We start from the raw sequence: 24860 nt of genomic DNA on the forward strand, positions 1-24860 counted from the left end.
CATACAGGGACAGGACCTTATAACCAGCGGTCAGGGCAGTTAACGGCAAACAGGGGCGCGTCATGAAAAAAGCTTTTTCCAGCGGCATCATGCTGGCAGCAGCAGGTCTGGCACTCGGGGGCTGCAGTCAGCAGCCGGAAGTGTCATCGTCACCGCAGGTCATGTCCGTGGCAGAAAGCTGGCAGGGCGTGCTGCCGTGTGCTGACTGCGAGGGGATCGATACCGAGCTGACACTGGTGTCTTCCGGCATGACCGGATTTGCGTCGACCTATACGCTCAAACAGCGCTATCTGGGCAACGGCCACGAGCAGGACGTGCAAACGCGCTCGGGTGACTGGGTCGTGACACGCGGCAATCAGGTGGACCCGCAGGCGGTAATCTATCGACTCGACCCCGAAAGCGCCGACAGCTGCATGAGTTTTCAGGTCATCGGCAATGACCGGCTACGCCAGCTGAACTGCAACGGCCAGCCCATCAATACCACGCACAATATAGAACTGCGCCATGTGGCCGAACCGGTACAAAAGGCGTCGGGAACGGCGGCGCAGTCGATGCCCTATCAGAGGTAGGTGCTCGAGCAGATCCAGACAATCTTGCACAAAAAACCGGCCACTGGGCCGGTTTTTTCATATATGGCGGAGAGGGAGGGATGGGCCTCGCTGCGCTCCGCCTGTCGGCGCTGCGCACCTCGATACGAACCCGAGGGTTCTCATCCTCTCCCTTGAAACGCAGCTGTCCGTCATGCGGACACAAAAAACCGGCCACTGGGGCCGGTTTTTCATATCTGGCGGAGAGGGAGGGATTCGAACCCTCGGTGGGCGCGAACCCACTCCGGTTTTCGAGACCGGCGCCTTCGACCACTCGACCACCTCTCCGAAGGCGCCATATATTACGGATGCCGGGATAAAATGTCCATGCCCGGAAGCCATCCGGGTGGTCGATCGGGTTCATGACCTGATACCCGGTCAGTGGCGTCTAGATCTCGTCAAAGTCGTCAAACCCGCCGGCATCACCGCCAAAAAAGGAACTGTCGTCCTGAAAACCGCCGTCATCAGGGGGCGCATCAGTCTGGGGATCGTAGTCGCTCGGCATAAAACCGCCCTGATCGGTGCTGCTATCCCCGCCGTCCATGGTGCCACCCTGATCCCCCTGGCCATCCGTGCCGACCGGGTCTTCGATGACATCGACGATCTCTTCGCTGTTGTGATGACCGAACATGCCCATCAGCATGTTGCCCAGCATCATGCCGCCGGCCACACCGGCGGCCGTTTGCAGGGCGCCGCCCAGAAAGCCGCCACCGCCGCGCATGGCACTGCCGGGAGCGCTTGAGGCCGGACCGTTGGTTTGCCAGTTCTGCCCCGGGCCGCTGGCGCCCGCGCGTCTTGACGCATCCATGCTTCGACTGCGTGTGGCAGACCCTTCCTCGCGCTGGTCGGCGCCAAAAATGCCGGCCAGAAAACCGCCGCTGCTGCGTTTCTCGCTCTTTTGTTTTTCCAGTGCCTCGATGCGGGCATTGAGCCGCTTGATCGCGGCTTCCTGCACCAGAATGGTCTGTGCCATGTAGTAGGGTGCGGCGGGCTGATCGCGCATGTGGTCATCGATGCGCTTCTGGGCCTGTTCATCGCGTTCGCCGCCGGTTTGCGCCTCGGCTTCCTTGAGGCGTGAAAACAGATCGTCGATCACTTCCTGTTCACTGCGTGCCATGGTGTTCTCCCTGATTCGACAATACATGGGCCCGGCAAGACATGGGGTCAATAATGGCTTTGACCACCATCGCTTGCCATGGTGCCTGACTCAGGCCTGATTCAGGGTTCGCACCAGTGCCGGCAGATCCTTCATGTGAAGCAGCTCATGCGCCCGTTCCGGCGTCTGCTCCTCATTGGGGAAATGATTGATGTGGGCCACCTGCATACCGGCATCCAGCGCGGCGGTGACGCCGACCGGAGCGTCATCGATCACCAGACACTCTTCGGGCGCCACGCCCATGGCTTGCGCGGCATGCAGGAAAAGCCCCGGGTCCGGCTTGAAGTGACCCACTTCATAGGCCGAAAAGAGGTGCTCACCGAAAAAGCGGCCCAGCCCGGAGACCTCCATGGATTGGCGAATCTTGTTGAGCGGCCCGTTGGAGGCCACACAGCAGAGATAATCGGGTGACAGGATATCCATGGACGCCTCAATGCCCTCGATCACGAGCAGGCTATCCTTGAGCCCTGCCATCAGGCGCGAGCGCATGCGCGCTTCGGCTTCCCTTTTCACTGTCTCGTCAACGGCGCCATGACGCTTTTCGAGTTCCGCCACGATATGGGCATAGACCACGCCGCGAAATTCGTTCATATAGTCGCTGGCACGAAAGGGCAGGCCGGCCTCGGGCAGGGTCTGTGCCAGTACGTCGGCGAGCAGGGGTTCGCTGTCGACCAGCGTACCGTCGCAGTCGAAAATCAGACATTTGATGCGTGCCATGGGGGCTCCTGAAGCTGTTCCCGCGGGAACGTTGTGACGTTTGAAAGTATCGTTTGGAAAGTATCGGTGCTGCTTGAGTCATACCAGCTTCGGGTGCATCGTCGCAAAACACAATGCAAAGGGAGAACCATCTTGCCATCCACCATCGCGCTTATGGGCGAGTGCATGATCGAAATGCATGGCCGGCCGGGACAGTCCGTTCACCAGACCTTCGGGGGCGACAGCTTCAACACGGCGGCCTATCTGGCACGCCTGGCAGGCGATGCTCTGAAAGTGGAGTACGTGACGGCGCTGGGCAGTGACGGTTTCAGTCAGGCCATGCGTGAGCGCTTTACACAGGAAGGGGTCGGCACCGACAACGTCAGAACCTTCGAGGCGCGCCTGCCAGGGCTTTATTTCATCGAGACCGACGAGGCGGGGGAGCGACGCTTTCACTACTGGCGAAGCGAAGCCGCCGCGCGCTTCATGTTTGATGGCGAGAAAGGCGAGCAGCTGCTGGAAGGGCTGGCCCACAGCGAGACGCTCTATTTGAGTGGCATCAGTCTGGCCATTTTAACGCCCGAGGGTCGGGAACGGCTGCTGGCGGGGCTCCCCGGTCTGCGCGAGCGCGGGGTCAGGGTGGTGTTTGACAACAACTACCGTCCCCGACTCTGGTCGAGTGTCGACACGGCCCGGCAGGCGCATCAATCGCTGCTGGATCAGGTGGATCTGGCGATTGTCACCTTCGAGGATGACCAGGCGCTTTTTGGCTTTGACACTCCCGAGGCGCTGTTTGCATTTTATCGCGACCGGGGCGTGGACGAGATCGTGATCAAGCGCGGTGCCGAGAGCTGCCTGATCGAGCATGCGGGCGTGCGTTACGAGGTGGCCGGTGAGCGGGTTGAAAAGGTGGTGGACACCACGGCGGCAGGGGACTCCTTCAGCGCCGGCTATCTGGCCTGTCGCCTGACCGGTGGCGATGTTGAAAAGGCGGCGCGCTGGGGTCATCGACTGGCGGCGACCGTGATCGGCCATCGCGGCGCCATCATCGATGTCGAGCATATGCCGGAGATGCCCTGAAGGCTGTGCTCATGCCCATGAAAACGGGAGCGCCCCGATGGAGCGCTCCCGTTGTTATTTTACGGTCTCCGGCGATGCGGCCGGCGACGTGATGACTGCAGGGTTCAGGCGCCTTCCTGCATGTGGGCTTCGATGAACCACAGGTTGCTGTCAAGGGTGCGCGACACGCCGGTCAGAATATCGGAGGAGTCGGCATCACCGAGTTCGTCGGTTTCATCGATGGATTTGCGCACGGTGGCACCCACGCCGGCATAGTGATCGGCCAGCGCCTTGAGGTGATCCTCGATGCGATGAATATCGGCCGGATAGCTTTCAAGGCTGGTGTTCTGAGAGACCTGCTGCACGGTACCCAGTGCCGTGCCACCCAGCTGTACCAACCGCTCGGCCACTTCGTCGACGTGAGCATCGATGCCGCTTCTGAACCCGTCGAGCATCTCATGTACCGCAATGAACTGCGGTCCCTTGAGGTTCCAGTGCGCCTGCTTGATGACCAGCGCCAGGTCGATCAGTTCGGCCAGGCGGGCATTCATGACCGCCACGACTTTCTGACGTTCGCCTTCAGGAATATCGTTGCGCGTCGGATAGAGCTTCTTCGCGGTTTTCTGATTGGCTTCCTTGATATTGCGTGTTGTAGCACTGCTCATGAGTCACATCCTTTTGTCGAGATCAGTGAAAACGGCCATATCCTGCCGCCGGCATGACGTGTCTGCATGGCACGCCATCACCTTCTGCTCATCATGGATTTTGGTACGTTCTGCCCCGATATCAAGGCCGGGTTCAGAAACCACTGCGTGGCGCTCAGGTTAACAACGTCGGCAGCCATACGCTGAACAACACGATAACCACGAAGAAAACGCCCAGCGCCGCGATGGTAGGCACATGAGCATCCAGTACCGGTCGTGGCATGACATCGCTGTGCGTGCGGCGATGCGTCACGGCACTTGTGATCAGGGCGACCATCAGCATGGTGATGGCCCCGGTCACGTTCCACCAGAACCAGAAAAGCTCCGGCACGAACAGCCACAAAAAGGCGTTGAGCCCGACGCCGGCGACCAGCCCGCAGTTGGCACCAATGCCGTTGATGGGACGTATCAGAATGGCGGCCAGAAAGGTGGCGAGCATCGGGCCGAAAAACAGCGAACCTACCTTGTTGATCGCCTCGATGATGGTTGTGGCGATGTTGCCGGTAAAAAAGGCCAGTGTGATGCAGACCACGCCCCAGAAAAGGGAGGTGAGTCGGGACAGGCGCATATAGCGCTTTTCATCGATCCTTCGACCACGCACGAAGAGGTCCTCCACGCTGGCCGCCGACAGTGAATTGATCGCCGAGCTGACCGAGGACATGGCCGCTGAGAAGATCGCCACGATCAGGATGCCGGTCAGCCCTGCAGGCAGGTAGTCGCGCATGAACAGCGGCACCATCAAATCCGGTTCGTCAGCAGGGATCAGCGCGCGAAACTCCGGATGCGTGACGGCAAGCGTGCCCATCACCAGCCCGAGCAGGCAGTAGCACAGGGTGACCGGAAAGCGCAGCAGCCCGTTGGCCAGCAGGGTATGGCGCACGGTGCGCGCGTCACGGGCAGACAGCAGCCGCTGTGCCTGGCTCTGATCGGCGCCGTAGTAGGCGGCGTAGAGAAAAAGCCCGCCAATCACCATGGGCCAGAAACCGAAGCCGCTGCTGTCCTGGCCGATGCCAACATCATCAAAGCGGACGGTTTCAAGACGCGCCGGGTCCACGTTGGCCATAAAGACTTCCCACCCGCCGAGCAGCGACAGGGCATACACCAGACAGACCACCAGCCCGATCACCAGCAATATCATCTGAATGACGTCGCCATAGACCACGGCCTTCATGCCGCCCTGACACGAATAGACCAGCGTGACCACCCCGATCACGACAATGGTGGCCCACAGGGGCAGGCCGATGGCGTGGGTAAGAATCAGGGCAATGGCATACACCATGACACTGGTGGCGAAGGCGCGTGACAGCTGGAACACCAGACTCAGCAGAATGCGGGTGCCGCGGCCGAAGCGTTTTTCCAGATAGCCGTAGATACTGACCACGCCGGCCGCGTAGAGGGTCGGGAAGAAGAGCACGACAAGCACGATCATCGCCAGCGGCACGGCGAATTCGTAGGTCAGCCATATCAGCCCGCCGCCTTCCTTCATGCCCACAAAGGCGGGTGCCGAGATGAAGCTGACGGCCGAAAGCTGCGTGGCCGCCGCCGACAGGGACAGCGGGAACCAGCCAAAGCCACGGCTGCCCAGAAAATAGTCCTCGCCTGAGTGCTGCTGCCTGAAAAGTTGCCCTAGCAGCAAAAAGCCGCCCAGATATGCCACGATCACTGCGTAATCCAGCCAGGCCATATCACCCTCCCGTTTTCGGTCAGCCCTGTTGCGCTGCCGCTCATCCGTATTGGTATTGTTCTCTGAGGCGCTGCCTGCCGACATTGGATGCGGTCATTGGCACGCTGCATCTACCTACATTAGGTCAGATGCATGAGGGTGGCGAGACGGACTGGGGGCACATGATCGATAAGGGCCAGCAAACTCAGGAGGACGAACGCTCGAGGCCGCGGGTGAAGAGATAGCCGTCAAAGCTCGGGTCATCGGTATCGGAATGGGTGAACAGCGTATGCATGACATGCTCGATGTGGTCCCACATCGCCTTGTGCGCCCCCGTGCTGTCGCGCTTTTTGAGAGAGGCAAGAATACGGTCGTGGTCATCGAGCCAGCTGCGACGATAGGAGAAGTCCATGATGCGCCCGTGCAGGCGTCGCCACATGGGGCTGCGGTCACGCTGCTCCCAGAGCCGATTGACGGCGTCCTCCAGCAGAGTGTTCTGACTGGCCCGCGCAATCAGCAGATGAAAGGCCCGGTCGGCCTGATCGGGGGCGTTGGTCAGTTCCTGCCCGCCGATGGAGGTCTCGATCGCCCGGCGCTCCTCGGCCAGCAGCGTTGACAGGGCACGAATGTCGCCCGGCGTCACCAGTTCGGCCGCGGCCGCGGCCACGGCACTTTCCACTATCTGACGTGCCCTCAAAAGCTCGAAGGGGCCAATATCCTCGGCAGGGGCGGGTATTGCCTGTGCTGCTGCAGGCGTGGGCCCGCGGTGATCGCCGGGGGGACAGACATAGGTCCCTGACCCCTTGCGTACCTCCACGCGTCCGGCCAGCTCCAGCATGATAAAGGCCTCGCGTACTACCGTGCGGCTCACGTCAAAGCGTTCGGCGTATTCACGCTCGGTGGGCAGTCGGTCGCCGGGACGATAGCCGTCGCGGTCGATCTGCTGACCGATCTGTTCGCCAATGGTCTGATACTGTCGGCGCATTCCGACCTCCCTGATGGCTCCAACCCGTGAGCGGCTACGCTCCGTTTGTTTTTTGACGGCTTATTGTGGCATGCCAGTTTCACCACGATGTGCTGATACAGCCTATCTGACAACACTTTAAAGCGCATTGCGAAGCTTTGTGACGCTGGTGTATACCAATGTCTATTTGGTATGCCAATCGCAATAGGGGTAGCCTGGCGTCGTTGATGGACACAGCCAGAGAGCCCTTATGAAGATTGTGGATGCACGCGTCATCGTGACCTGCCCGGGTCGAAATCTGGTCACCCTGAAGATCGATACCGATGAGGGGATCTACGGCATCGGCGATGCCACCCTCAACGGTCGTGAACTGGCGGTGGTGGCCTATCTCGAGGAACACGTGGCGCCGGCGCTGATCGGACGCGATCCTTCCAGCATCGAAGACATCTGGCAGTTCTTCTATCGCGGGGCCTACTGGCGCCGCGGGCCGGTCACCATGTCGGCGATCGGCGCCGTGGACATGGCGCTGTGGGACATCATGGGCAAGGCCGCCGGCATGCCGCTCTACAAGCTGCTGGGCGGCAAGAGCCGCGAGCGCGTCATGGTTTACGGCCACGCCACCGGCCATGACATCGAGGGCTGCCTGGAAGAAGTCGCCCGCCACGTCGAGCAGGGCTATCGCGCCGTGCGCGTGCAGTGCGGCATCCCCGGCATCGCCTCCACCTACGGCGTCGCCAAGAAGGCCGGCGAGCGCTATGAGCCGGCCGATTCAAGCCTGCCCAGCGAAAACGTCTGGAGCACGTCTAAATATCTCAATCATGTGCCGAAGCTTTTCCAGGCCGTACGCGAGCGCTTTGGCGATGACCTGCACGTGCTGCACGACGTGCATCACCGCCTGACGCCCATCGAGGCGGCGCGACTGGGCAAGGAAGTCGAGCCCTGGCATCTGTTCTGGCTCGAGGACTGCGTGCCGGCCGAGAATCAGGGCGCGTTTCGCCTGATTCGCCAGCACACCACCACGCCGCTGGCGGTGGGGGAAGTCTTCAACTCGATCCATGACTGTCGTGAGCTGATCGAGTCGCAGTCGATCGACTATATCCGCGCCACGCTGACCCACGCCGGCGGCATTACCCATGTGCGTCGTATCGCGGCGCTGGCCGAGCTTTACCATGTGCGCACCGGCTTTCACGGGCCGACCGATCTTTCCCCGGTCTGCATGGGCGCGGCGCTGCACTTTGATACCTGGGTGCCCAACTTCGGCATTCAGGAGCACATGCCCCACAGCGAGGAAATCGAAGAAGTCTTCCCGCACGCCTATCGCTTCGAGGATGGCCACTTCACGCCGGGCGAGACCCCCGGTCACGGTGTGGACATCGACGAGACGCTGGCCGCGAAGTACCCCTACAAACGCGCCAGCCTGCCGGTCAATCGACTCGAGGATGGCACGCTCTGGCACTGGTAGGCCGATAACGTCCTGCCTGAAAGCGGGCAGGGCGAGAGATACGGGCTGCCGGGCAGCCGATGATCCCACCGCTGGATTTGATCAGGGCCTGGGCCCTGAAGGAGCAAGGTATGTCGATGCATCAATTGTCACGTCTGCGTCTGTCACAGCTGATCGGTGCCGGTATGCTGGTCGCCGGTGTTCTGGCGATGGCCACCCCTGTACAGGCAGCGGATTACACGCTGAAATTCGGCCATCTGGCCAATGAGCAGAACGTCTGGAACAAGGCCGCCATGCACTTCAAGGAGGAAGTCGAGAAGAACTCCGACGGCCGTATCGAAGTGCAGGTCTACCCCAATGAACAGCTGGGCAACGAGATGGACATGATCAACTCCATCCAGCTGGGCACCGCCGACATGACCATTACCGGGGAGAGCCTGCAGAACTGGGCGCCCAGGGCCGCCATGATGGCTGTTCCTTATGCCTTTCGTGACAGCGAGCAGCTCAAAAAGGCCGTTGACGGCGATATCGGCAGCGAGATCGAGGCCCAGATCACCGAGCGTACCGGCTTGGTCCCGCTGACCTGGTTTGAGCGCGGCGCCCGTGAGCTGACCGCCAACCGCGAAATCAGGACACCGGATGATCTGGATGGACTGCGTCTGCGGGTGCCCAACGTGCCGCTGTTTGTGGATACCTGGCAGGCGCTGGGGGCACGGCCCACGCCCATGGCCTTCAGTGAAGTGTTCACGTCGCTGCAGCAGGGCACCATCGATGCCCAGGAAAATCCGCTGTCGCTGATCGAAAGCGCGAGCCTCTCCGAGGTGCAGAAGTTCGTCAACATGACCGATCACGTTCGAAGCTGGATCTATGTGGTGATCGGCAAGCGCCAGCTCGAGGGCATGCCCGACGATCTACAGCAGGTGGTGCGTGACGCCGCCGGCGACATGCAGAGCTACGAACGTGAGCTTTTTGCCGAGGATCAGACCCGTCTGGAGCAGGCGCTCAGGGACAAGGGCATGACCTTTGTCGAGGTCAACACCCAGGCCTTCGCCGACAAGGCCATGCCGGCCATCAAAAAGGCCCTTGATCCCGAGCAGACCGAGCTTCTCGAGCGCATCGAAAAGCTCTGATCGCTGCCGGCTCGTCTTCGAGTCATGGGTAAATCGCTGATCTTCATACCCCTTGAGCACCGCGCTCAAGGGGCGTGACAGCAGGGAGAAACAACGTGAGTAACACTGAAAAGCGGGCCAGCGATGCACTGGAAGCGCTCGACGTTCTGGGGCGCGTACCGCGCCTGGGCGGCGTGTTCGGCGCGCTGGTCAATGTGCTTGATCGATTGCTCGCCACCATTGCCGGTCTGATGCTGATCACGATCGCCGGGGTGGTGATCCTGCAGATACTGGGGCGTTTGATTCTTCCAGCGGCCCCGGTATGGACCGAGGAACTGTCGCGCTATCTCTTTATCATGATGATTGCCGTCAGTGCAGGCCTTGTCATGCGCCGCGGCAAACACATCAGTCTGGAGCTTTTTCATCACCGCTTCGGCGTCAGGGGCGCCTGCCTCTATCAGCTGCTGATCAGCGTGGTGCTGGTCGGTTTTGCGTGGCTGATCGTGCCCTATGCCTGGCAGTACGCCAGCATCGGTGCCTTCCAGACCTCGCCGGCGCTCAAGGTGTCAATGCAGTGGGTCTTCGGCGCTACCGTGGTGCTGTTTGCCATGGTCATCCTGTACGGCGTGATCGGTGCCATCGAAGCCGTGGCCGGGCTTGTGGGCCTGTCTCGTCGCGACAAAGCAACGCCTGCCGGCGAGCGGAGGTAGCACCATGGACGTCCTGATGCTGTTTGCGGTGTTTTTTGTGCTGCTGTTTGCCGGTATTCCGATCGCCTTTGCGCTCGGCATCTCCTCGGCGGCCTACCTGTTCACCGCCGGAATCCCGCTGACCATCGTGCCCCAGCGCATGTTTGCCGGCATGGATTCATTTGTCCTGCTGTGTATTCCCGGCTTCATTCTGGCCGGCAACCTGATGAACGTGGGCAACATCACCGAACATATCGTGCGCTTTTCCAACGCCGTGGTGGGTCATATCCGGGGTGGTCTGGGACTGGCCAACGTGGGCGGCTCGATGATCTTTGGCGGCATCTCCGGCACTGCCGTGGCCGATGCGGCCAGCGTCGGCGCGGTCATGATTCCCGGCATGGCGAAATCCGGCTACGACAAGCCCTTCGCGGCTGCCGTGACGGCGGCGTCCTCAACGATTGGCCCGATCATTCCCCCCAGTGTGCCGATGATCATCGTGGGCTCGCTGTCCGGCATTTCGGTTGGGCGCATGTTCATGGCAGGTGTCGTGCCGGGCATTCTGCTGGCGCTGGGCATGATGATCACCGTCTACGTGCTGGCGGTCAAAAGGGGCTACCCGAAGGAGAAGCGTGCCACGCTCAGGGAAATCCTGAGCGAAGGCAAAAGCGCGTTCTGGGCCCTGTTGATGACCTTCATCATTCTCTACGGGATTATCGGCGGGTTCTTTACGCCCACTGAGGCCTCGATCGTGGCCTGTCTCTATGCCCTGGTGGTGGGGATGTTCGTCTACAAGGGACTGAACTGGCGCAATCTGCCGGGGCTGTTTGTGGATGCCGCCCTGACCTCGGCGGCACTGATGTTGCTGGTGGGGCTGGCCAATCTGTTTGGCTGGATTCTGACCAGCGAGCGCATTCCGCAGATGATCGCCGACGGCATCCTGGGCATCAGCGATAACCCGCTGATGGTGATTTTGATCCTCAACCTGATCCTGCTGTTTGTGGGCACCTTCATGGAAACCATCGCAGCGCTGATCATCCTTTTCCCGGCCCTTCTGGGGGTGGCGACCGGCGTCGGCGTTGATCCGGTGCACTTTGGCATCATGGCGGTTTTGAACCTGATGATCGGTCTGACCACGCCGCCGGTAGGCATCTGCCTGTTTGTGGTCTCTGGAATAGGCGAGATCCGCATGAGTCAGGTAGCGCGCGCGATCATTCCGTTTTTGCTCTGCAATCTAATGGTACTGGGACTGGTGATGTACATCCCGGCCATTTCGCTGTGGCTGCCCAATCTGGTCATGGGGCCGGCAGGCTAGCCTGGTCGTCGGTGCCACAAGGGAGATAGTGATGAATCCATCCGACACCCACGAAACGCCCGATGTCGTACGTATTGCATCGCACGACGCCCCCGAGCGCATCGGCATCGTGCATCTGGGGCTGGGCGCCTTTCACCGGGCGCATCAGGCGCAGGTGGTGGCGCAGTGCATTGCCCGCGGCGAGCGGGCGTGGGGGATCTGCAGCGTCAATATCCGCGGCAATCGCGCGCTGGTGGACATCCTGCGCAACCAGGGGTTTCGCTACTACCTGGCCGAATATACCGACCGCGCCCATGTCACCCTGCGCGAGATTCGGGCCATCAGCGAGACGCTGTTTACCGGTACCGATCCGCAGGGGCAGCGGGGCGAGGATCTTCCGGCGCTGCTGGCTCGTCTGAGCCATGTCGATACCCGCATCGTCACGCTCACCGTGACCGAAAAGGGTTATTACCTGAGCTCCAGCGAGGGGGCACTGTTGGTCGATGATCCGGCCATTGCTGCCGACATCGCCCATTTTGAGGCACCTCGCACGGCGCCGGGCATTCTGGTCGAGGCGCTGGCGCGGCGGCGGCAGGCAGGCCTTCCACCTTTCACGGTGCTCTCCTGTGACAACATGCCGGACAACGGCGAGCGCACCCGCCGCGCCGTGGTGGCCCTGGCCGAGCGGCGCGATGCCGCGCTGGCCGAGTGGATCGACACCGAGGTGGCCTTTCCCTCCAGCATGGTGGATCGCATCGTACCGGCCATGGACGAGGAGGCCTTCGCTCGTCTGCAGGCCATCGGCTGTGACGATCCGGCGGCCGTGGTCAGCGAGGCTTTTCTACAATGGGTGATCGAGGATCACTTTCCGCAGGGACGGCCCGACTGGGGACAACACGGCGTCGAAATGGTCGAGGATGTCGCGCCCTTTGAGACCATGAAGCTTCGCATGCTCAACGGGGCGCATTCGCTGCTGGCCTATACCGGCCCGCTGATGGGACTGGAGACGGTGGCCGAGGCGGTCACCGATCCGCTGCTGCAAAGGCTCTTGCGCCGTTACATGCTGGAAGAAGCGGCGCCGACCCTGTCCATGCCGGAGAGTATCTCGCTTGACAACTACGCCGATGCGCTGATGTCACGCTTTGCCAATGACAGCCTGCGCCACCGGCTGCACCAGATCGCGATGGACGGCTCGCAGAAGCTGCCTCAGCGCTGGCTGCGCGGCGGCGAAGAGCGTCTGGCCGCAAGCCATGATGAGCAGGCACTGAGTGCCACCGTCTTCGGTGTGGCCGCCTGGATTCGCTATACCCGTGGTGTGGACGAGCAGGGCCGGGCCTACCCGGTCAGCGACCCGATGGCGGATCGGCTGGCGCAGTGTCATGACCATGCGCGCAGCGTTGATCGAGCGGCGGCCATCATGGGGATCGAGGCGATTTTCTCTCCGTCACTGGTCAGCGCGCCACGCTTTGGGGAACAGGTACAGCAGGCCCTGGCATCGATCGAACAACTTGGTATGCGCGCGGCGCTTGAACAGCATCTGGCCAGCGTTTGACAGAATTTCAGAGTTCACGACAGGAGAGAAGCATGGAACATACCTGGCGCTGGTTCGGCCCCGATGATCCGGTCACGCTATCCGAGATTCGCCAGGCCGGAGCCACCGGCATTGTCACCGCCCTGCACGGACACGCCCCGACCGTGCCCTGGTCAATCGAGGAGATCACCGAGCGCAAGGCGCTGCTCGAGGCGGCGGGACTGTCATGGTCGGTGGTGGAAAGTGTGCCGGTGCCGGAGGCGATCAAGCAGGCGCTGGATATTCCGGCCCGCGACCGTGCCATCGAGGTGTTCTGTTCAACGCTGGAAAATCTGGCCGCCTGTGGGATCGATACGGTGTGCTACAACTTCATGCCGATTCTGGACTGGACGCGCACCGAGCTTGAATGGCCCACCGAGACCGGTGGGCGAGCGCTGCGCTTTGATCAGACCAGCTTTGCGGCCTTTGAGCTGTTCATTCTCGAGCGCCCCGGAGCGCAGGCGCTCTACAGCGAGGCCGAAATCGAGGCGGCGCGTCGATGCTTTGAAGGCATGGATGAGCTGGCCCGTCAGCGGCTGGTCACCACCCTGATTGCCGGGCTGCCGGGGTCGGACCAGCACTACACGCTGGCGCAGTTTCTCGAGCATCTAAAGGCCTACGAGGCCATCGATGAAGATCGGTTGCGGGACAATTATCAATATTTCCTGCAAAAGGTGGTGCCGGTGGCCGAGCGAGTGGGCATGCGTCTGGCCGTGCATCCGGATGATCCACCGCGCCCCCTGCTGGGGCTGCCGCGCATTGTCTCGACGGCGGCCGATGCCCGCTGGGTGATTGATCAGGTGCAAAGTCCGGCCAACGGCCTGACGTTTTGTACCGGCTCCTGGGGCGTGCGCAAGGACAATGATCTTGTCGCGATGGCGCGCGAGTTTGGCCCGCACATTCATTTTGTGCACCTGCGCGCCACGCGACGTGATCTGGAGGATCCGCAAAGTTTTATCGAGGCGGATCATCTGGAGGGTGATGTCGACATGGTCGGCGTAATCCGCGAACTGATTGGCGAGGAGCGTCGCCGCGCAGGGGAAGGCGGTGCCCGACTGCCGATGCGTCCGGACCACGGCCACAAACTCTGTGACGACAATGCGCGTCAGACCAACCCCGGCTATCCACTGATCGGGCGTCTCAAGGGGCTGGCCGAACTGCGCGGCGTGGAGTGCGCCGTTCGTCGGTTGTGCTGACCGGCCTTTCCCTGAACCTGACCTTTCTGCGCCGGGCGCTGCCCGGTTCTGGGTCGCCTCGTCCTTTCCAGTGATTCATTCAGACAGGGTGCAGTCTGCGGGTGTACCCTGTTAATGATGGGTACCTGATGCAGCGCGCCTGCCGGGAGGTCTGATGAAATCTTCATCCCGCATTCTGATATTTCTTTCGCTCTCACTGGTGGCATTGCCTGCCTGGGCGGCGACGCCGCTGGCCGTCGAAGATGGGGTCCTGATCCTGCTGCTGGGGCTTTTATTGATCGGCATCGAGGCCGTGACGCCGACCTTCGGGGTGGTGGGGCTGCTGGGCCTTCTGGTCTTTGTCGTCGGCGCCTCGATGATGGTCAACGCAGGTTTGCTGCCGGGGGGAGATAGCGCCATGGGGATGGGACTGGTCATTGCCACGGCGCTGCTGATCGGCGCCTTTTTGCTGTGGGTCGTCATGCGTTTTTTGCGCTTTCGACGTATCACGCCAATGGGCGGACGTGAGGAGGTCATCGGCGCGGTGGCCGAAGCCACGCGTCATTTTACCGAACATCATCAGAATGAGTATCACGGCTATGTTCGCGTGCAGGGCGAGCGGTGGCAGGCGCACAGCGCCACACCCATGGCAGAAGGGGAGCGCCGCCTCGTCAACGACGTACACGGCCTCGTGCTGATACTGGAACACGAGGCGGTTTCCACCATGGATGGCGCACCCTCAACGCACAAATAATCCTACCAGGCCCTGTCAGGAGATCTCGCATGCTGACCTATCTGATTCCCATTGTTGTCATTGTTTTTATTCTTGCCGCTTCGGTAAAGGTGCTCCCCGAATACAAGCGCGGGGTGGTGTTTTTTCTGGGGCGCTTTCAGGGTGTGAAAGGGCCGGGGCTCTTTTTCATCATTCCCGTCATTCAGAAGATGGACATCGTGGATCTGCGCACCGTGACCCTTGATGTGCCGGGCCAGGACGTGATCTCCCGGGATAACGTGACGGTACGGGTCAACGCGGTGGTTTATTTCAAGGTGGTGGACCCCGAGCGCGCCATTATCCAGATCGAAAATTACGGCATGGCCACCAGCCAGATTGCGCAGACCACGCTGCGCTCGGTGCTGGGCAAGCATGACCTTGATGAGATGCTCTCCGAGCGTGACCGCCTCAACGATGACATCCAGGTGATTCTCGATCAGCAGACCGAGGCCTGGGGCATCAAGGTCTCCAATGTCGAGATCAAACAGGTCGATATCAGCGAGGACATGGTGCGGGCCATTGCCCGCCAGGCGGAGGCCGAACGTGAGCGCCGGGCCAAGATCATCGCTGCCGAAGGGGAGATGCAGGCTTCGGAGAAACTGGTGGAAGCCGCCGACATCATGTCGAGAAATCCGGCTGCCTTGCAGCTTCGCTATCTGCAGACCATGAGCGACATGAGCAACAAGAATGCCTCGACCATCGTGTTTCCGCTGCCCCTGGAGATCACCAAAATCTTTGAACAGATGCGCGGTCATTCCGGGGATTGAAGCGTGACGTCGGGTAAGACATGGTTAAGCAGATGGCGGTGATTTAATCTATGCTAAACATGCTATAGCAAGAATCATAATGGAGAGTGCCACGTGCAAAAAAAGACCGCATTGAGTGCTGCCGTACTGGCGGGAATGCTGAGCATCGCACCGGCCATGGCCGGTCAGCAGCAGCCCGAGACCGACAACATCAACGATGTACCGGCCGGCAATTACACGATTGATCCGCTGCATTCCAAGATCACATGGGGCGTGGATCATTACGGCTTTTCAAACTATGAAGGCCAGTTTGTCGATCTGTCCGGCTCGCTCAGACTGGGTGAAGACCCCGCCGACAGCAATCTGAAAATCGAGATTCCGCTGAACAAGGTGCTGACCGGCAGCGATCTGAGTGAGCATTTGCAGGGCGAAAATTTCTTCAACAGCGCCGAGCATGCCACGGCCACCTTTACCTCCACCAGCATCGAGATTGATGGTGATGACGAGGCCACGATCACCGGTAATCTGGCCCTCAACGGTCAGACCCATCCGGTCGAGATTGAAGCCGAGTTCAATCGTGGTGCGGTCTATCCCTTCGACGAGAAATATCATATCGGTTTCAACGGCGAAGCCACGATCAAGCGCAGCGACTTCGCCATCAACTATCTGATGCCCGAAGATAACAAGCAGGGCATCAGCGATGAAGTCACGCTTCAGATCGAGGCCGAGTTCGTGCCCGAGAAGAGTCAGTAACTGCTGCACTGACAGGGCGTGATATACGCTGCGCCCTGGCCTCAAGAGCCGTGATCCCTGCCGATCACGGCTCTTTTTTTAACCATGTTTTGCAGGCCTGAAGGCGGCCATTTCAGATATAGGCCTGCGGGATGAAAATTCGACATGAGGTGAGGGTGCAGGTCAAAGTCCGGATTGCTGGACTATGTTGTATCAACGAACCTGGATTCCGTTTGATCCCATGATCTCGATGCCTGTCACGACTTTCTGGCGCATGCCGCCGCCCTGAGCCTTCAGGGTTACACCGCTCCCATTGAGTGGCGCACTCGCCCGAGTGCCTTTGTCGTGACGTTTCCGGCGTCAAATCCTCCGAGTAAAAAAGTACATATATATGCTGTCGAGCAGGGTTCGACACTATTTTCGACCGTCACAAGGTGTATTGACTGCGCTGAATAGGAGAGTGGCCATGATGGACCATGTCGATCAGTTAACCATCGAGATTGATGACGGTTCTCGTGCCCTTGAAAAGGATTGTGACGCGAATGTTGTACCGGCCACCGCGCAACCAGGGTGTTGTCCTGGAATGCAGAGTGGGTCGCTGTCTGCTAGAATTCGCTCCATTAAATCATCAGACCTTTGGTCAAGATAATGATCTCGATGCCTGTCACGACTATCTGGCGTATTACGCCGCCCTGAGCCTTTCAGGGTTATACCGCTCCCACTGAGCGGCGCACTCGCACGAGTGTCTGTGTCGTGACGTCTCCGGCGTCAATTTTCCGTCAATTGTTGTAACGCGTGATCAAGCTGACCTCAGCTGCCATGGCCCTTGTGTCGTGTCTGCTTTCAGCCATGAATGGATTAAAAGCCCGGTGTCCTGCACCTCAACGGCAAGGGAGCCGAAGAGTATGGCACCCATGACATGCTGCACCTGAACTCGGCAGCTTTATCGAGCTCTTTCGGTGCGGCGGTGTCATGCCTGCTGTGCAGTGACGTCTGTGGCTCTCTGAATTTTTCAACCGTAAAAAGGAAAGGAGCGCATGATAGGTTCAATAAGGGAAACCTGGTTTTCCAATGTCAAAAACGATGGCCTGGCCGGGATCGTTGTCGCCCTGGCGTTGATTCCGGAGGCGATTGCCTTCTCGATCATTGCAGGGGTGGATCCAAAGGTCGGGCTGTATGCCTCCTTTTGTATTGCCGTAGTGTCAGCCTTTGCCGGTGGGCGACCGGGCATGATTTCAGCCGCCACGGGTGCCACGGCACTATTGATGGTGACGCTGGTCCGTGAACATGGCCTTGAATATCTGCTGGCAGCGACCATTCTGACCGGTGTGTTTCAGATTATTGCCGGCTATCTGAAGCTGGGCGAGCTGATGCGCTTTGTCGCGCGCCCGGTGGTCACGGGCTTCGTCAACGCACTTGCCATTTTGATCTTCATGGCGCAATTACCGGAATTGACCGGCGATAATGCGCGCCCACTGGTCTTTGCGCTCACGGCCGCGGGTCTGGGGATCATTTACCTGTTTCCCTATATTCCGGTCATTGGTAAATCCATTCCTTCCCCCATGGTCTGTATTGTCGTGCTGACGGCGGCGTCCATGATCATTGGCTTTGATGTGCGCACCGTGGGTGATATGGGCGAGCTGCCTGACAGCCTGCCGGTCTTTTTGATTCCCGATATTCCGCTGAATTTCGAAACCCTGGCGATCATCTTTCCCTATGCCCTGATGGTCATGCTGGTAGGCCTGCTGGAATCGATGATGACGGCCACCATCGTGGACGATCTGACCGATACGCCCAGCGACAAGAACCGTGAATGCCGCGGCCAGGGCTACTCCAATATCGTGGCCGGTTTCTTTGGCGGCATGGCGGGCTGCGCGATGATTGGTCAGACCGTGATCAATACCAAATCCGGCGGCCGTACCCGTCTCTCCACGCTGATCGCCGGTGTGGGCTGCTGATCATGGTGGTCTTTCTGGGTCCCTGGGTGGCACAGATTCCCATGGCCGCGCTGGTCGCCGTCATGATCATGGTGTCCATCGGCACCTTTAGCTGGGAGTCGATCAAAACGCTCAAGACGCTGCCGGTCAGTACCAACATTGTCATGATCGCCACCGTAGTCATTGTGGTCGCGACCCATAATCTGGCCATTGGGGTGATTGCCGGCGTGCTGCTGAGTGCGCTGTTCTTTGCCAACAAGGCCGGTCAGCTGCTGCATATTGATCGTCGCGTGCTCAACGATGGCGATATCCATGAGTATCACGTCATTGGCCAGCTGTTTTTTGCCTCGACCACCCGGTTTTCCAACGCCTTCGATTTTCGTGAAGCGCCCTCTATCGTGCGTATCGACCTGCATCGGGCGCATCTGTGGGGCACCACGGCGGTGGAAGCGCTTGATCGCGTGATTATCAAGCTGCGCCGCGAAGGGACCGAGGTATCGCTTGAGGGGCTCAATGAAGCCAGTGCTACGCTGGTAGACCGTTTTGCGGTGCATGACGACCCGGTAGCGGCAGAAAAACTGATGGGCGGACACTAAGGAGCGTCATCATGACAAATCAGATCATGGCCTGTATTGACGGGTCACGGCTATCGCACGCCGTTTGTGACTACGCGACATGGGCGGCCAGAGAAATGGCCGCGCCTATCACTCTGGTACACATGCTCAGCAAAAAGGGGGCTTCTCAGGCCGACGCTGATTACAGTGGTCGACTCAGCCTGGGAGGGCGAGAAGCCCTGATGGAGGAGCTGACGTCACTGGATGAAAAGCGCAGCCGGCTGGCCCTCGAGCACGGCAAAATGCTGCTTGAAGAGTACCGGGAGCGTGCTCAGACGCACGGGGCCACGGATGTTCACACCCGGCAGCGTCATGGCCGCCTGGTGGGGGCGTTGAGCGAGATCGAAGACGATATCGGGCTGCTGGTGCTGGGCAAGCAGGGCCGGGCCTCCGAGCAGGACAATGACAAGGAACACCTGGGCAGTAATCTGGAGCGGGTGGTCAGAACGCTGCACAAACCTGTACTGGTGACCGTGGGTCCTGAATTTGTCGAGCCCCGGCGCCTGATGATGGCGTTTGATAACAGTGATGTGGCGCGCCGGGGGATTGAGACGCTGGCCAATAGCAAGCTGGTCTCACGGCTTGAGTGCCATGTGGTGATGGTCGGTGATGATCAGCAGGAGGCCGAGCAGGCACTTCAGTGGGCGGAGGAGATTCTGAAGGCCGCCAGCGTATCGGTCGTCACGGCCGTGCGTCATGGCGAGGTCGCTCGGACGCTTGAGGATTACGCCGATGACAATGATATCGACATGATTGCCATGGGCGCCTATGGCCACTCCAGAATCCACTATCTCTTCTCCGGCAGTACCACGACGAAAATGATGCAGACCACCCATCTGCCGCTGTTGCTGCTGCGCTGAAACCATCGCGCTAAACCGGCCCTGCGGGAGGGGGTATCAGACCCTCTCGCAGGCGCCCTGTCAGAGGCCTTTCAGGAACAAGGAATCAAGCAGTGAAATCTCTGGTGAATTCGCAAAGCCGTTCAAGGGACAACGGGATGGAAAGCTGTGCCCGAAATTTACTGGCACAGGCCGATATTCAGATCAATGGCAGTCGTGAATGGGATATGCAGGTTCACGACAATGACGTCTTCAAGCGGGTATTTGCCGAAGGCAATCTGGGCCTTGGCGAAACCTACATGGAGGGGTTGTGGGACGTGCCCGCACTGGATGTGTTTTTCGACAGGCTGTTGAGTGCGCATCTTGATGAGAAGGTAAGGCCCGGCAAGCTCATGATACATGCCCTGCGGGCCAGAATGACCAACCTGCAGAGTGTGCGCCGGGCCTGGCAGGTGGGTGAGTCCCATTATGATCTGGGCAATGACTTTTATGCGGCCATGCTGGATCGCCGCATGACCTATACCTGTGGCTACTGGAAAGAGGCCGCAACACTGGATGAGGCGCAGGAGGCCAAGCTTGATCTGGTCTGTCGCAAGCTGAACCTCAAGTCGGGTATGCGCGTACTGGATATTGGCTGCGGATGGGGAAGTTTCATGGCCTATGCCGCCGAGCACTATGGCGTGGAGTGCGTTGGTCTGACGATTTCAAAAGAGCAGGCGGATTATGGTCGCACGCTCATGGCCGCAGCGTTGCCCATCGAGTTTCGGCTGCAGGACTATCGCGAGATTCATGAGCGCTTTGATGCGGTGGTCAGTATTGGCATGTTTGAACACGTCGGACGCAAGAACCATCGTGAGTTCATGGAAGTCGCCCATCGCTGTCTGAAGGACGATGGGCTTTTTCTACTGCATACCATTGGTAAAAATGTGCGTGAAAGTACGCCTGATCCGTGGATCGATCGCTACATTTTTCCCAATGGTGATCTGCCTGCCATTGGCCAGATCGGCGATGCAGCCGAAGAGCTTTTCGTGACCGAAGATCTGCATAATTTCGGTGCGGATTACGATAAAACGCTGATGGCCTGGCACAACAACTTCGAAGCTTCATGGCCGCTTTTCAAGGATCGCTTTGATACCCGATTCTATCGTATGTGACGATACTACCTGCTCTCCTGCGCCGCCGCCTTTCGGGTACGCGATATTCAGCTCTGGCAGTGGGTGTTTTCGAAAGAGGGGGTCAGGGATGGCTATCGTCGTATTACCTGATGCCCATGAAACATGACAGGAAAAGACCGTGAGCTATCCTCAGCTGCTCAAGCAGCATGCCGGACTACTGTTATTGGGGTTTCTGGCACTGTTTTCCGGCAATCTGGGACAGACCTTCTTTATTGGTCTGTTTCAGGCCCCCTTTGCCGAGCACTACCAGCTGACCTCGGGTCAGTTTGGCCTCTGGTATTCAGTGGTCACCTTGGCGGCCGGTTTTTTGATCTACTTCGCCGGCCCGGCACTTGACTGGGTCGCGCCACGCTTTTTTGGCGCGCTGGTAGTGGCAGGCATGAGTCTGGGGATCGTGCTGATGACGCTATCGCCCTGGGCGGCGCTGGGGATTATCGGGCTGGGGCTGGTGCGACTGTGTGGTCAGGGGCTGTTTACTCATCTGGGCACCACCGTAACAGGCAAGGCCTTCAGTCACGCCAGAGGCAAGGCGCTGGGACTGGTCACGCTGGGCATTCCAGTGGGGGAAGCCATCCTGCCTTCGGCGGCCGCTGCCCTGCTGGTGATCGTCACCTGGCGCGAACTCTAGTGGGGGTTGCTTGCAGGGCTTTTAATACTGTGGCTGCCGCTATTGCTGCGTTCGCCACACTGGCCGGCAGCAGACAGGGCAGCGCGCGACGCCAAAGGCAATGCAAATGCCAGGGGTCCGAGTCCACTGCGGGAGCGTCGTTTCTGGCAGCTCAGTCTATTGATGCTGTCCATCTCTATCATTAATACCGGTGTTTTTGTCTACCAGGCACAGATGACCAGTGAGTTTGGCGCCAGTACGGCGACCTACGCCCTGGGGTTGATCGGGGCGGCGGCGGCGCGCTTCCCGGGCGCGTTATTGGGCGGGCGCTGGGTCGACCGATTTGGTGCCGGGGGCATGGGGCGTCCTTATCTGCTGCCGCTGGGTCTGGGGCTCATTCTGGCCGTCTGGTGGCAGGGCAACGCCGGTATTGTGGCCTACATGGTGTGCGCCGGGCTGGTCGTGGGCATGCAGGAGCCGGTCAATACCAGTCTGCTGGTGCGGCTCTGGGGTGCCGAGCATCTGGCCCGGGTGCGCTCCACCCTGGTGGCGGCCATGGTATTTGCTTCAGGCATTGCCCCGGCGCTTTTTGGGGCGTTGATCGGCCTGCAAATACCCTTTTTTGTCATCATGCTGATGATGGTTGGACTGGTGGTTCTGGCATGGTTATTGGCGCTGGCGCCCCTGCGTGAAGTGCGACGACGGGAAGCCGGCCGGGAGGCCAAATGAACCATGACCAATGATAAAAGGGAAGCATAACGGCCCTGTTTCCCTGATAATCACGCCCGAAAATATAGACGTGGCATACGCGCTCTATGGCCATATTGTTTTACAACAGGAAGTCGCATGCGAGGTTCAATCAAGGAAAACTGGTTTTCCAATATCCGTCCTGACGTGTTGTCAGGACTGGTGGTGGCGCTGGCACTGATTCCGGAGGCGATTGCCTTTTCGATCATCGCAGGCGTTGATCCCCAGGTCGGGCTTTATGCGTCATTTTCGATGGCAGTCGTCATCTCGATTACCGGCGGGCGGCCAGCGATGATTTCGGCCGCGACCGGGGCCATGGCACTGTTGATGGTGACGCTGGTGCGCGATCACGGCCTTGAGTATCTTTTTGCCGCGACCATTCTGACCGGGCTTTTGCAGATTCTCTGGGGCGTGTTGAAACTCGGCAGCCTGATGCGCTTCGTGTCTCGCTCGGTCGTGACCGGGTTTGTCAACGCACTGGCCATTTTGATTTTCATGGCGCAGCTGCCGGAAATCACCGGTGCCAATGCCACGCTGACAGTCTACGCCATCATGCTGGGCGGGCTGGCCATCATTTATCTCTTCCCATATGTGCCGAAGATCGGCAAGGTCATTCCTTCGCCAATGGTCTGCATCGTGCTGATGACGGCTGTGGGGATGATCTTCGGGCTTGATGTGCGCACCGTGGGTGACATGGGCAGCCTGCCCGACAGTCTGCCGGTGTTTCTGATTCCCGACATCCCGCTCAATCTCGAGACGCTTTTGATCATCTTTCCCTATGCACTGACGCTTTCTGTCGTCGGGCTGCTGGAGTCAATGATGACCGCCACGATCGTGGATGATCTGACCGACACGCCCAGTGACAAGAATCGTGAGTGCCGCGGGCAGGGCATTGCCAACGTGGCGACCGGTTTTCTGGGCGGCATGGCCGGTTGCGGCATGATCGGCCAGACGGTCATCAACGTGAAGTCCGGCGGTCGGACCCGGCTTTCCACCATGACGGCCGGCGTCGGCCTTCTGATCATGGTGGTCTTTCTGGGGCCCTGGGTGGCACAGATCCCGATGGCGGCGCTGGTCGCGGTCATGGTCATGGTTTCGATCGGCACCTTTGACTGGGGCTCGATTCGTGATCTGCCCAAAAAGCCGTTGACGACCAATATCGTCATGCTGGCCACCGTGGCCGTCACCGTGTCGACCCATAACCTGGCGATGGGCGTACTGGTGGGCGTACTGCTGGCAGCGCTTTTCTTTGCCAACAAGATCGGCCGTATCCTGCAGATCGATAGTGTGCTTGCCGAGCAGGACGGCGTGCAGCAGCGTGACTATCATGTGCGCGGGCAGGTCTTTTTCGCCTCGACCACCCGCTTTGCCGATGCCTTTGACGTCAAGGAAGGTGTGGATCGGGTCTGCATCAATGTGACGCATGCCCATTTCTGGGATATCACGGCGGTCGAGGTGCTGGACCGGATTGTCATGAAGTTTCGTCGAGAGGGGATCGATGTCGAGGTGATCGGTCTCAATGAGGCCAGTCAGACCATGGTCGACCGCTTTGGGGTACATGACAAGACCGATGGCATTATAGAGCCGGGCGGTCACTGAGCGTCATCGTCATGCTCCCGGGCGGCGACATCTGCGTCCGGGACAAGCCACACTCGAACAACGAGACGTGTTTTCGGAGATTCTCATGAGCAGAACCATCATTGCCTGCTTCGATGACCAGGCGCGCGCTGACAGCGCCATCGGGGACTATGCGGCCTGGGCGGCGCGACAGATCAAGGCGCCCCTGTGTCTTTTGCATGTATTGGAACAAAAGACCATCACACACGAGGATTATTCAGGCCAGATCGGGCTGGGTACCCGTGAGCGACTGCTGGAAGAGATAACCGAAGAAGAAGGACGAATCATTCGTCAGGCGCGTGAAGAAGGGCGCCAGATGCTGGAGACGCTCAGAGCGCGTCTGACGGACGAGATGTTGACGCCGCAGGTTCAGCAGCGCCACGGTGCGCTGGCACCCACCCTGCGCGAACAGTGCAACAGCGAAGACCTGCTGGTGCTGGGACGTTGTGGCCATCAGCACAGCCAGAATCATCACCATCAGGGCGACGAGGATATGTCGCTGGGTGCGCATCTGGAGGATCTGGCGCAGCACCTGGACGTTCCCATGTTGATCGCCCCGGCACGCTTTCAGGTGCCGGCCCGTGCCATGGTCGCCTTTGATGGCAGCGATCGCGGCCTCGAACAGCTCTCGCGGCTGGTGAAATGGGGCTGGCTTGAAGGGCTTGAAACGCACGTGGTGCATGTCAGTGAACCCGCCAATTCGCAGCCTGCCGAGCGCGGTGCCGAACTGCTCGGCGCGGCCGGCCTTGATGTGAAGCCCGTGACGCTTGAGGGCGATGCCGGACGCAAGCTGCCGGCCTATGCCCGCGAGCAGGAAGTCGACCTTGTGGCCATGGGCGCCTACGGTCACAGCTCGCTGCGCCGCTTTTTGATGGGCAGCACCACCCACAAGCTGCTGGAAGCCATGCCGAGTGCCATTCTCCTGATGCGTTGATCAGGCAATGACCACCAGCAAAAAGGGGAACCCTCT

Annotated in this window: 21 protein-coding genes, 1 tRNA gene and 2 pseudogenes; 18 read left to right on the top strand and 6 right to left on the bottom strand. The window is 59.8% G+C overall.

The window, feature by feature from the left end; all coding sequences use genetic code 11:
* The first annotated feature begins 62 nt into the window (after window positions 1-62).
* Window positions 63-569 carry a copper resistance protein NlpE gene (locus Q0931_RS01400; protein ID WP_299256521.1) on the top strand — a complete coding sequence of 169 codons (507 nt, stop codon included), beginning with the start codon at window positions 63-65 and terminating at the stop codon, window positions 567-569.
* A 216-nt stretch (window positions 570-785) separates the two neighbouring features.
* On the opposite strand, the gene Q0931_RS01405 is transcribed toward Q0931_RS01400, so the two are convergent.
* The 3 genes from Q0931_RS01405 to Q0931_RS01415 form a co-directional block, all read right to left on the bottom strand.
* A tRNA-Ser gene (locus Q0931_RS01405) sits at window positions 786-875 on the bottom strand.
* A gap of 100 nt (window positions 876-975) precedes the next feature.
* On the bottom strand, window positions 976-1704 hold the full coding sequence (locus Q0931_RS01410; RefSeq protein ID WP_299256523.1) for a DUF2076 domain-containing protein: 729 nt from the start codon (window positions 1702-1704) through the stop codon (window positions 976-978).
* Between the two features lie 90 nt (window positions 1705-1794).
* Window positions 1795-2460 carry an HAD-IA family hydrolase gene (locus Q0931_RS01415; RefSeq protein WP_299256524.1) on the bottom strand — a complete coding sequence of 222 codons (666 nt, stop codon included), beginning with the start codon at window positions 2458-2460 and terminating at the stop codon, window positions 1795-1797.
* Between the two features lie 132 nt (window positions 2461-2592).
* Between Q0931_RS01415 and Q0931_RS01420 the strand changes: the two genes are divergently transcribed.
* On the top strand, window positions 2593-3519 hold the full coding sequence (locus Q0931_RS01420; RefSeq protein WP_299256526.1) for a sugar kinase: 927 nt from the start codon (window positions 2593-2595) through the stop codon (window positions 3517-3519).
* Between the two features lie 104 nt (window positions 3520-3623).
* On the opposite strand, the gene dps is transcribed toward Q0931_RS01420, so the two are convergent.
* From dps to Q0931_RS01435, 3 genes are all read right to left on the bottom strand, one after another.
* A complete protein-coding gene (gene dps, locus Q0931_RS01425; protein WP_299256528.1) occupies window positions 3624-4163 on the bottom strand; it encodes a DNA starvation/stationary phase protection protein Dps in 540 nt (179 codons plus the stop codon).
* A gap of 154 nt (window positions 4164-4317) precedes the next feature.
* On the bottom strand, window positions 4318-5886 hold the full coding sequence (locus Q0931_RS01430; RefSeq protein ID WP_299256530.1) for a sodium/solute symporter: 1569 nt from the start codon (window positions 5884-5886) through the stop codon (window positions 4318-4320).
* A gap of 184 nt (window positions 5887-6070) precedes the next feature.
* Window positions 6071-6850: an FCD domain-containing protein gene (locus tag Q0931_RS01435; RefSeq protein ID WP_299256532.1), complete on the bottom strand. Its 780-nt coding sequence runs from the start codon at window positions 6848-6850 to the stop codon at window positions 6071-6073.
* A gap of 229 nt (window positions 6851-7079) precedes the next feature.
* Here Q0931_RS01435 and manD point away from each other — a divergent pair, with 229 nt between their 5' ends.
* From manD to Q0931_RS01515, 16 genes and pseudogenes are all read left to right on the top strand, one after another.
* Window positions 7080-8291 (top strand): D-mannonate dehydratase ManD, encoded by a 1212-nt coding sequence (manD, locus tag Q0931_RS01440; protein WP_299256534.1) that lies wholly within the window; start codon window positions 7080-7082, stop codon window positions 8289-8291.
* A 164-nt stretch (window positions 8292-8455) separates the two neighbouring features.
* Window positions 8456-9400, top strand: coding sequence for a TRAP transporter substrate-binding protein (locus tag Q0931_RS01445; protein ID WP_299257235.1), 945 nt, complete (start codon window positions 8456-8458; stop codon window positions 9398-9400).
* 95 nt (window positions 9401-9495) lie between these two features.
* Complete coding sequence (locus Q0931_RS01450) at window positions 9496-10089, top strand: TRAP transporter small permease (RefSeq protein WP_299256536.1); 594 nt, start codon at window positions 9496-9498, stop codon at window positions 10087-10089.
* Between the two features lie 4 nt (window positions 10090-10093).
* Window positions 10094-11380, top strand: a complete 1287-nt coding sequence (locus tag Q0931_RS01455) for a TRAP transporter large permease (RefSeq protein WP_299256538.1) — start codon at window positions 10094-10096, stop codon at window positions 11378-11380.
* Between the two features lie 31 nt (window positions 11381-11411).
* Window positions 11412-12911, top strand: a complete 1500-nt coding sequence (locus Q0931_RS01460) for a mannitol dehydrogenase family protein (RefSeq protein ID WP_299256540.1) — start codon at window positions 11412-11414, stop codon at window positions 12909-12911.
* A gap of 32 nt (window positions 12912-12943) precedes the next feature.
* Window positions 12944-14125, top strand: coding sequence for a mannonate dehydratase (gene uxuA, locus Q0931_RS01465; RefSeq protein WP_299256542.1), 1182 nt, complete (start codon window positions 12944-12946; stop codon window positions 14123-14125).
* A 154-nt stretch (window positions 14126-14279) separates the two neighbouring features.
* Window positions 14280-14858 carry an NfeD family protein gene (locus Q0931_RS01470; RefSeq protein WP_299256544.1) on the top strand — a complete coding sequence of 193 codons (579 nt, stop codon included), beginning with the start codon at window positions 14280-14282 and terminating at the stop codon, window positions 14856-14858.
* A gap of 29 nt (window positions 14859-14887) precedes the next feature.
* Window positions 14888-15643 carry a slipin family protein gene (locus Q0931_RS01475; RefSeq protein WP_299256546.1) on the top strand — a complete coding sequence of 252 codons (756 nt, stop codon included), beginning with the start codon at window positions 14888-14890 and terminating at the stop codon, window positions 15641-15643.
* Window positions 15644-15736: 93 nt separating this feature from the next.
* The gene (locus Q0931_RS01480; RefSeq protein WP_299256548.1) at window positions 15737-16375 is read left to right on the top strand and encodes a YceI family protein; all 639 of its coding nucleotides are present in this window, start codon (window positions 15737-15739) and stop codon (window positions 16373-16375) included.
* Window positions 16376-17391: 1016 nt separating this feature from the next.
* Window positions 17392-18887: pseudogene (locus Q0931_RS01485) on the top strand (SulP family inorganic anion transporter).
* 11 nt (window positions 18888-18898) lie between these two features.
* Window positions 18899-19765 carry a universal stress protein gene (locus tag Q0931_RS01490; RefSeq protein ID WP_299256550.1) on the top strand — a complete coding sequence of 289 codons (867 nt, stop codon included), beginning with the start codon at window positions 18899-18901 and terminating at the stop codon, window positions 19763-19765.
* A 101-nt stretch (window positions 19766-19866) separates the two neighbouring features.
* Window positions 19867-21009 (top strand): annotated as a pseudogene (gene cfa, locus Q0931_RS01495) (cyclopropane fatty acyl phospholipid synthase).
* Window positions 21010-21037: 28 nt separating this feature from the next.
* Window positions 21038-21547, top strand: coding sequence for an MFS transporter (locus Q0931_RS01500; RefSeq protein WP_299256552.1), 510 nt, complete (start codon window positions 21038-21040; stop codon window positions 21545-21547).
* Between the two features lie 162 nt (window positions 21548-21709).
* A complete protein-coding gene (locus tag Q0931_RS01505; protein ID WP_299256553.1) occupies window positions 21710-22255 on the top strand; it encodes an MFS transporter in 546 nt (181 codons plus the stop codon).
* 117 nt (window positions 22256-22372) lie between these two features.
* Window positions 22373-23872 (top strand): SulP family inorganic anion transporter, encoded by a 1500-nt coding sequence (locus tag Q0931_RS01510; protein WP_299256555.1) that lies wholly within the window; start codon window positions 22373-22375, stop codon window positions 23870-23872.
* An 85-nt stretch (window positions 23873-23957) separates the two neighbouring features.
* Window positions 23958-24824, top strand: a complete 867-nt coding sequence (locus Q0931_RS01515) for a universal stress protein (RefSeq protein ID WP_299256557.1) — start codon at window positions 23958-23960, stop codon at window positions 24822-24824.
* Window positions 24825-24860 lie beyond the last annotated feature (36 nt).

Source organism: uncultured Kushneria sp. (assembly GCF_947497025.1).
Taxonomy (GTDB): domain Bacteria; phylum Pseudomonadota; class Gammaproteobacteria; order Pseudomonadales; family Halomonadaceae; genus Kushneria.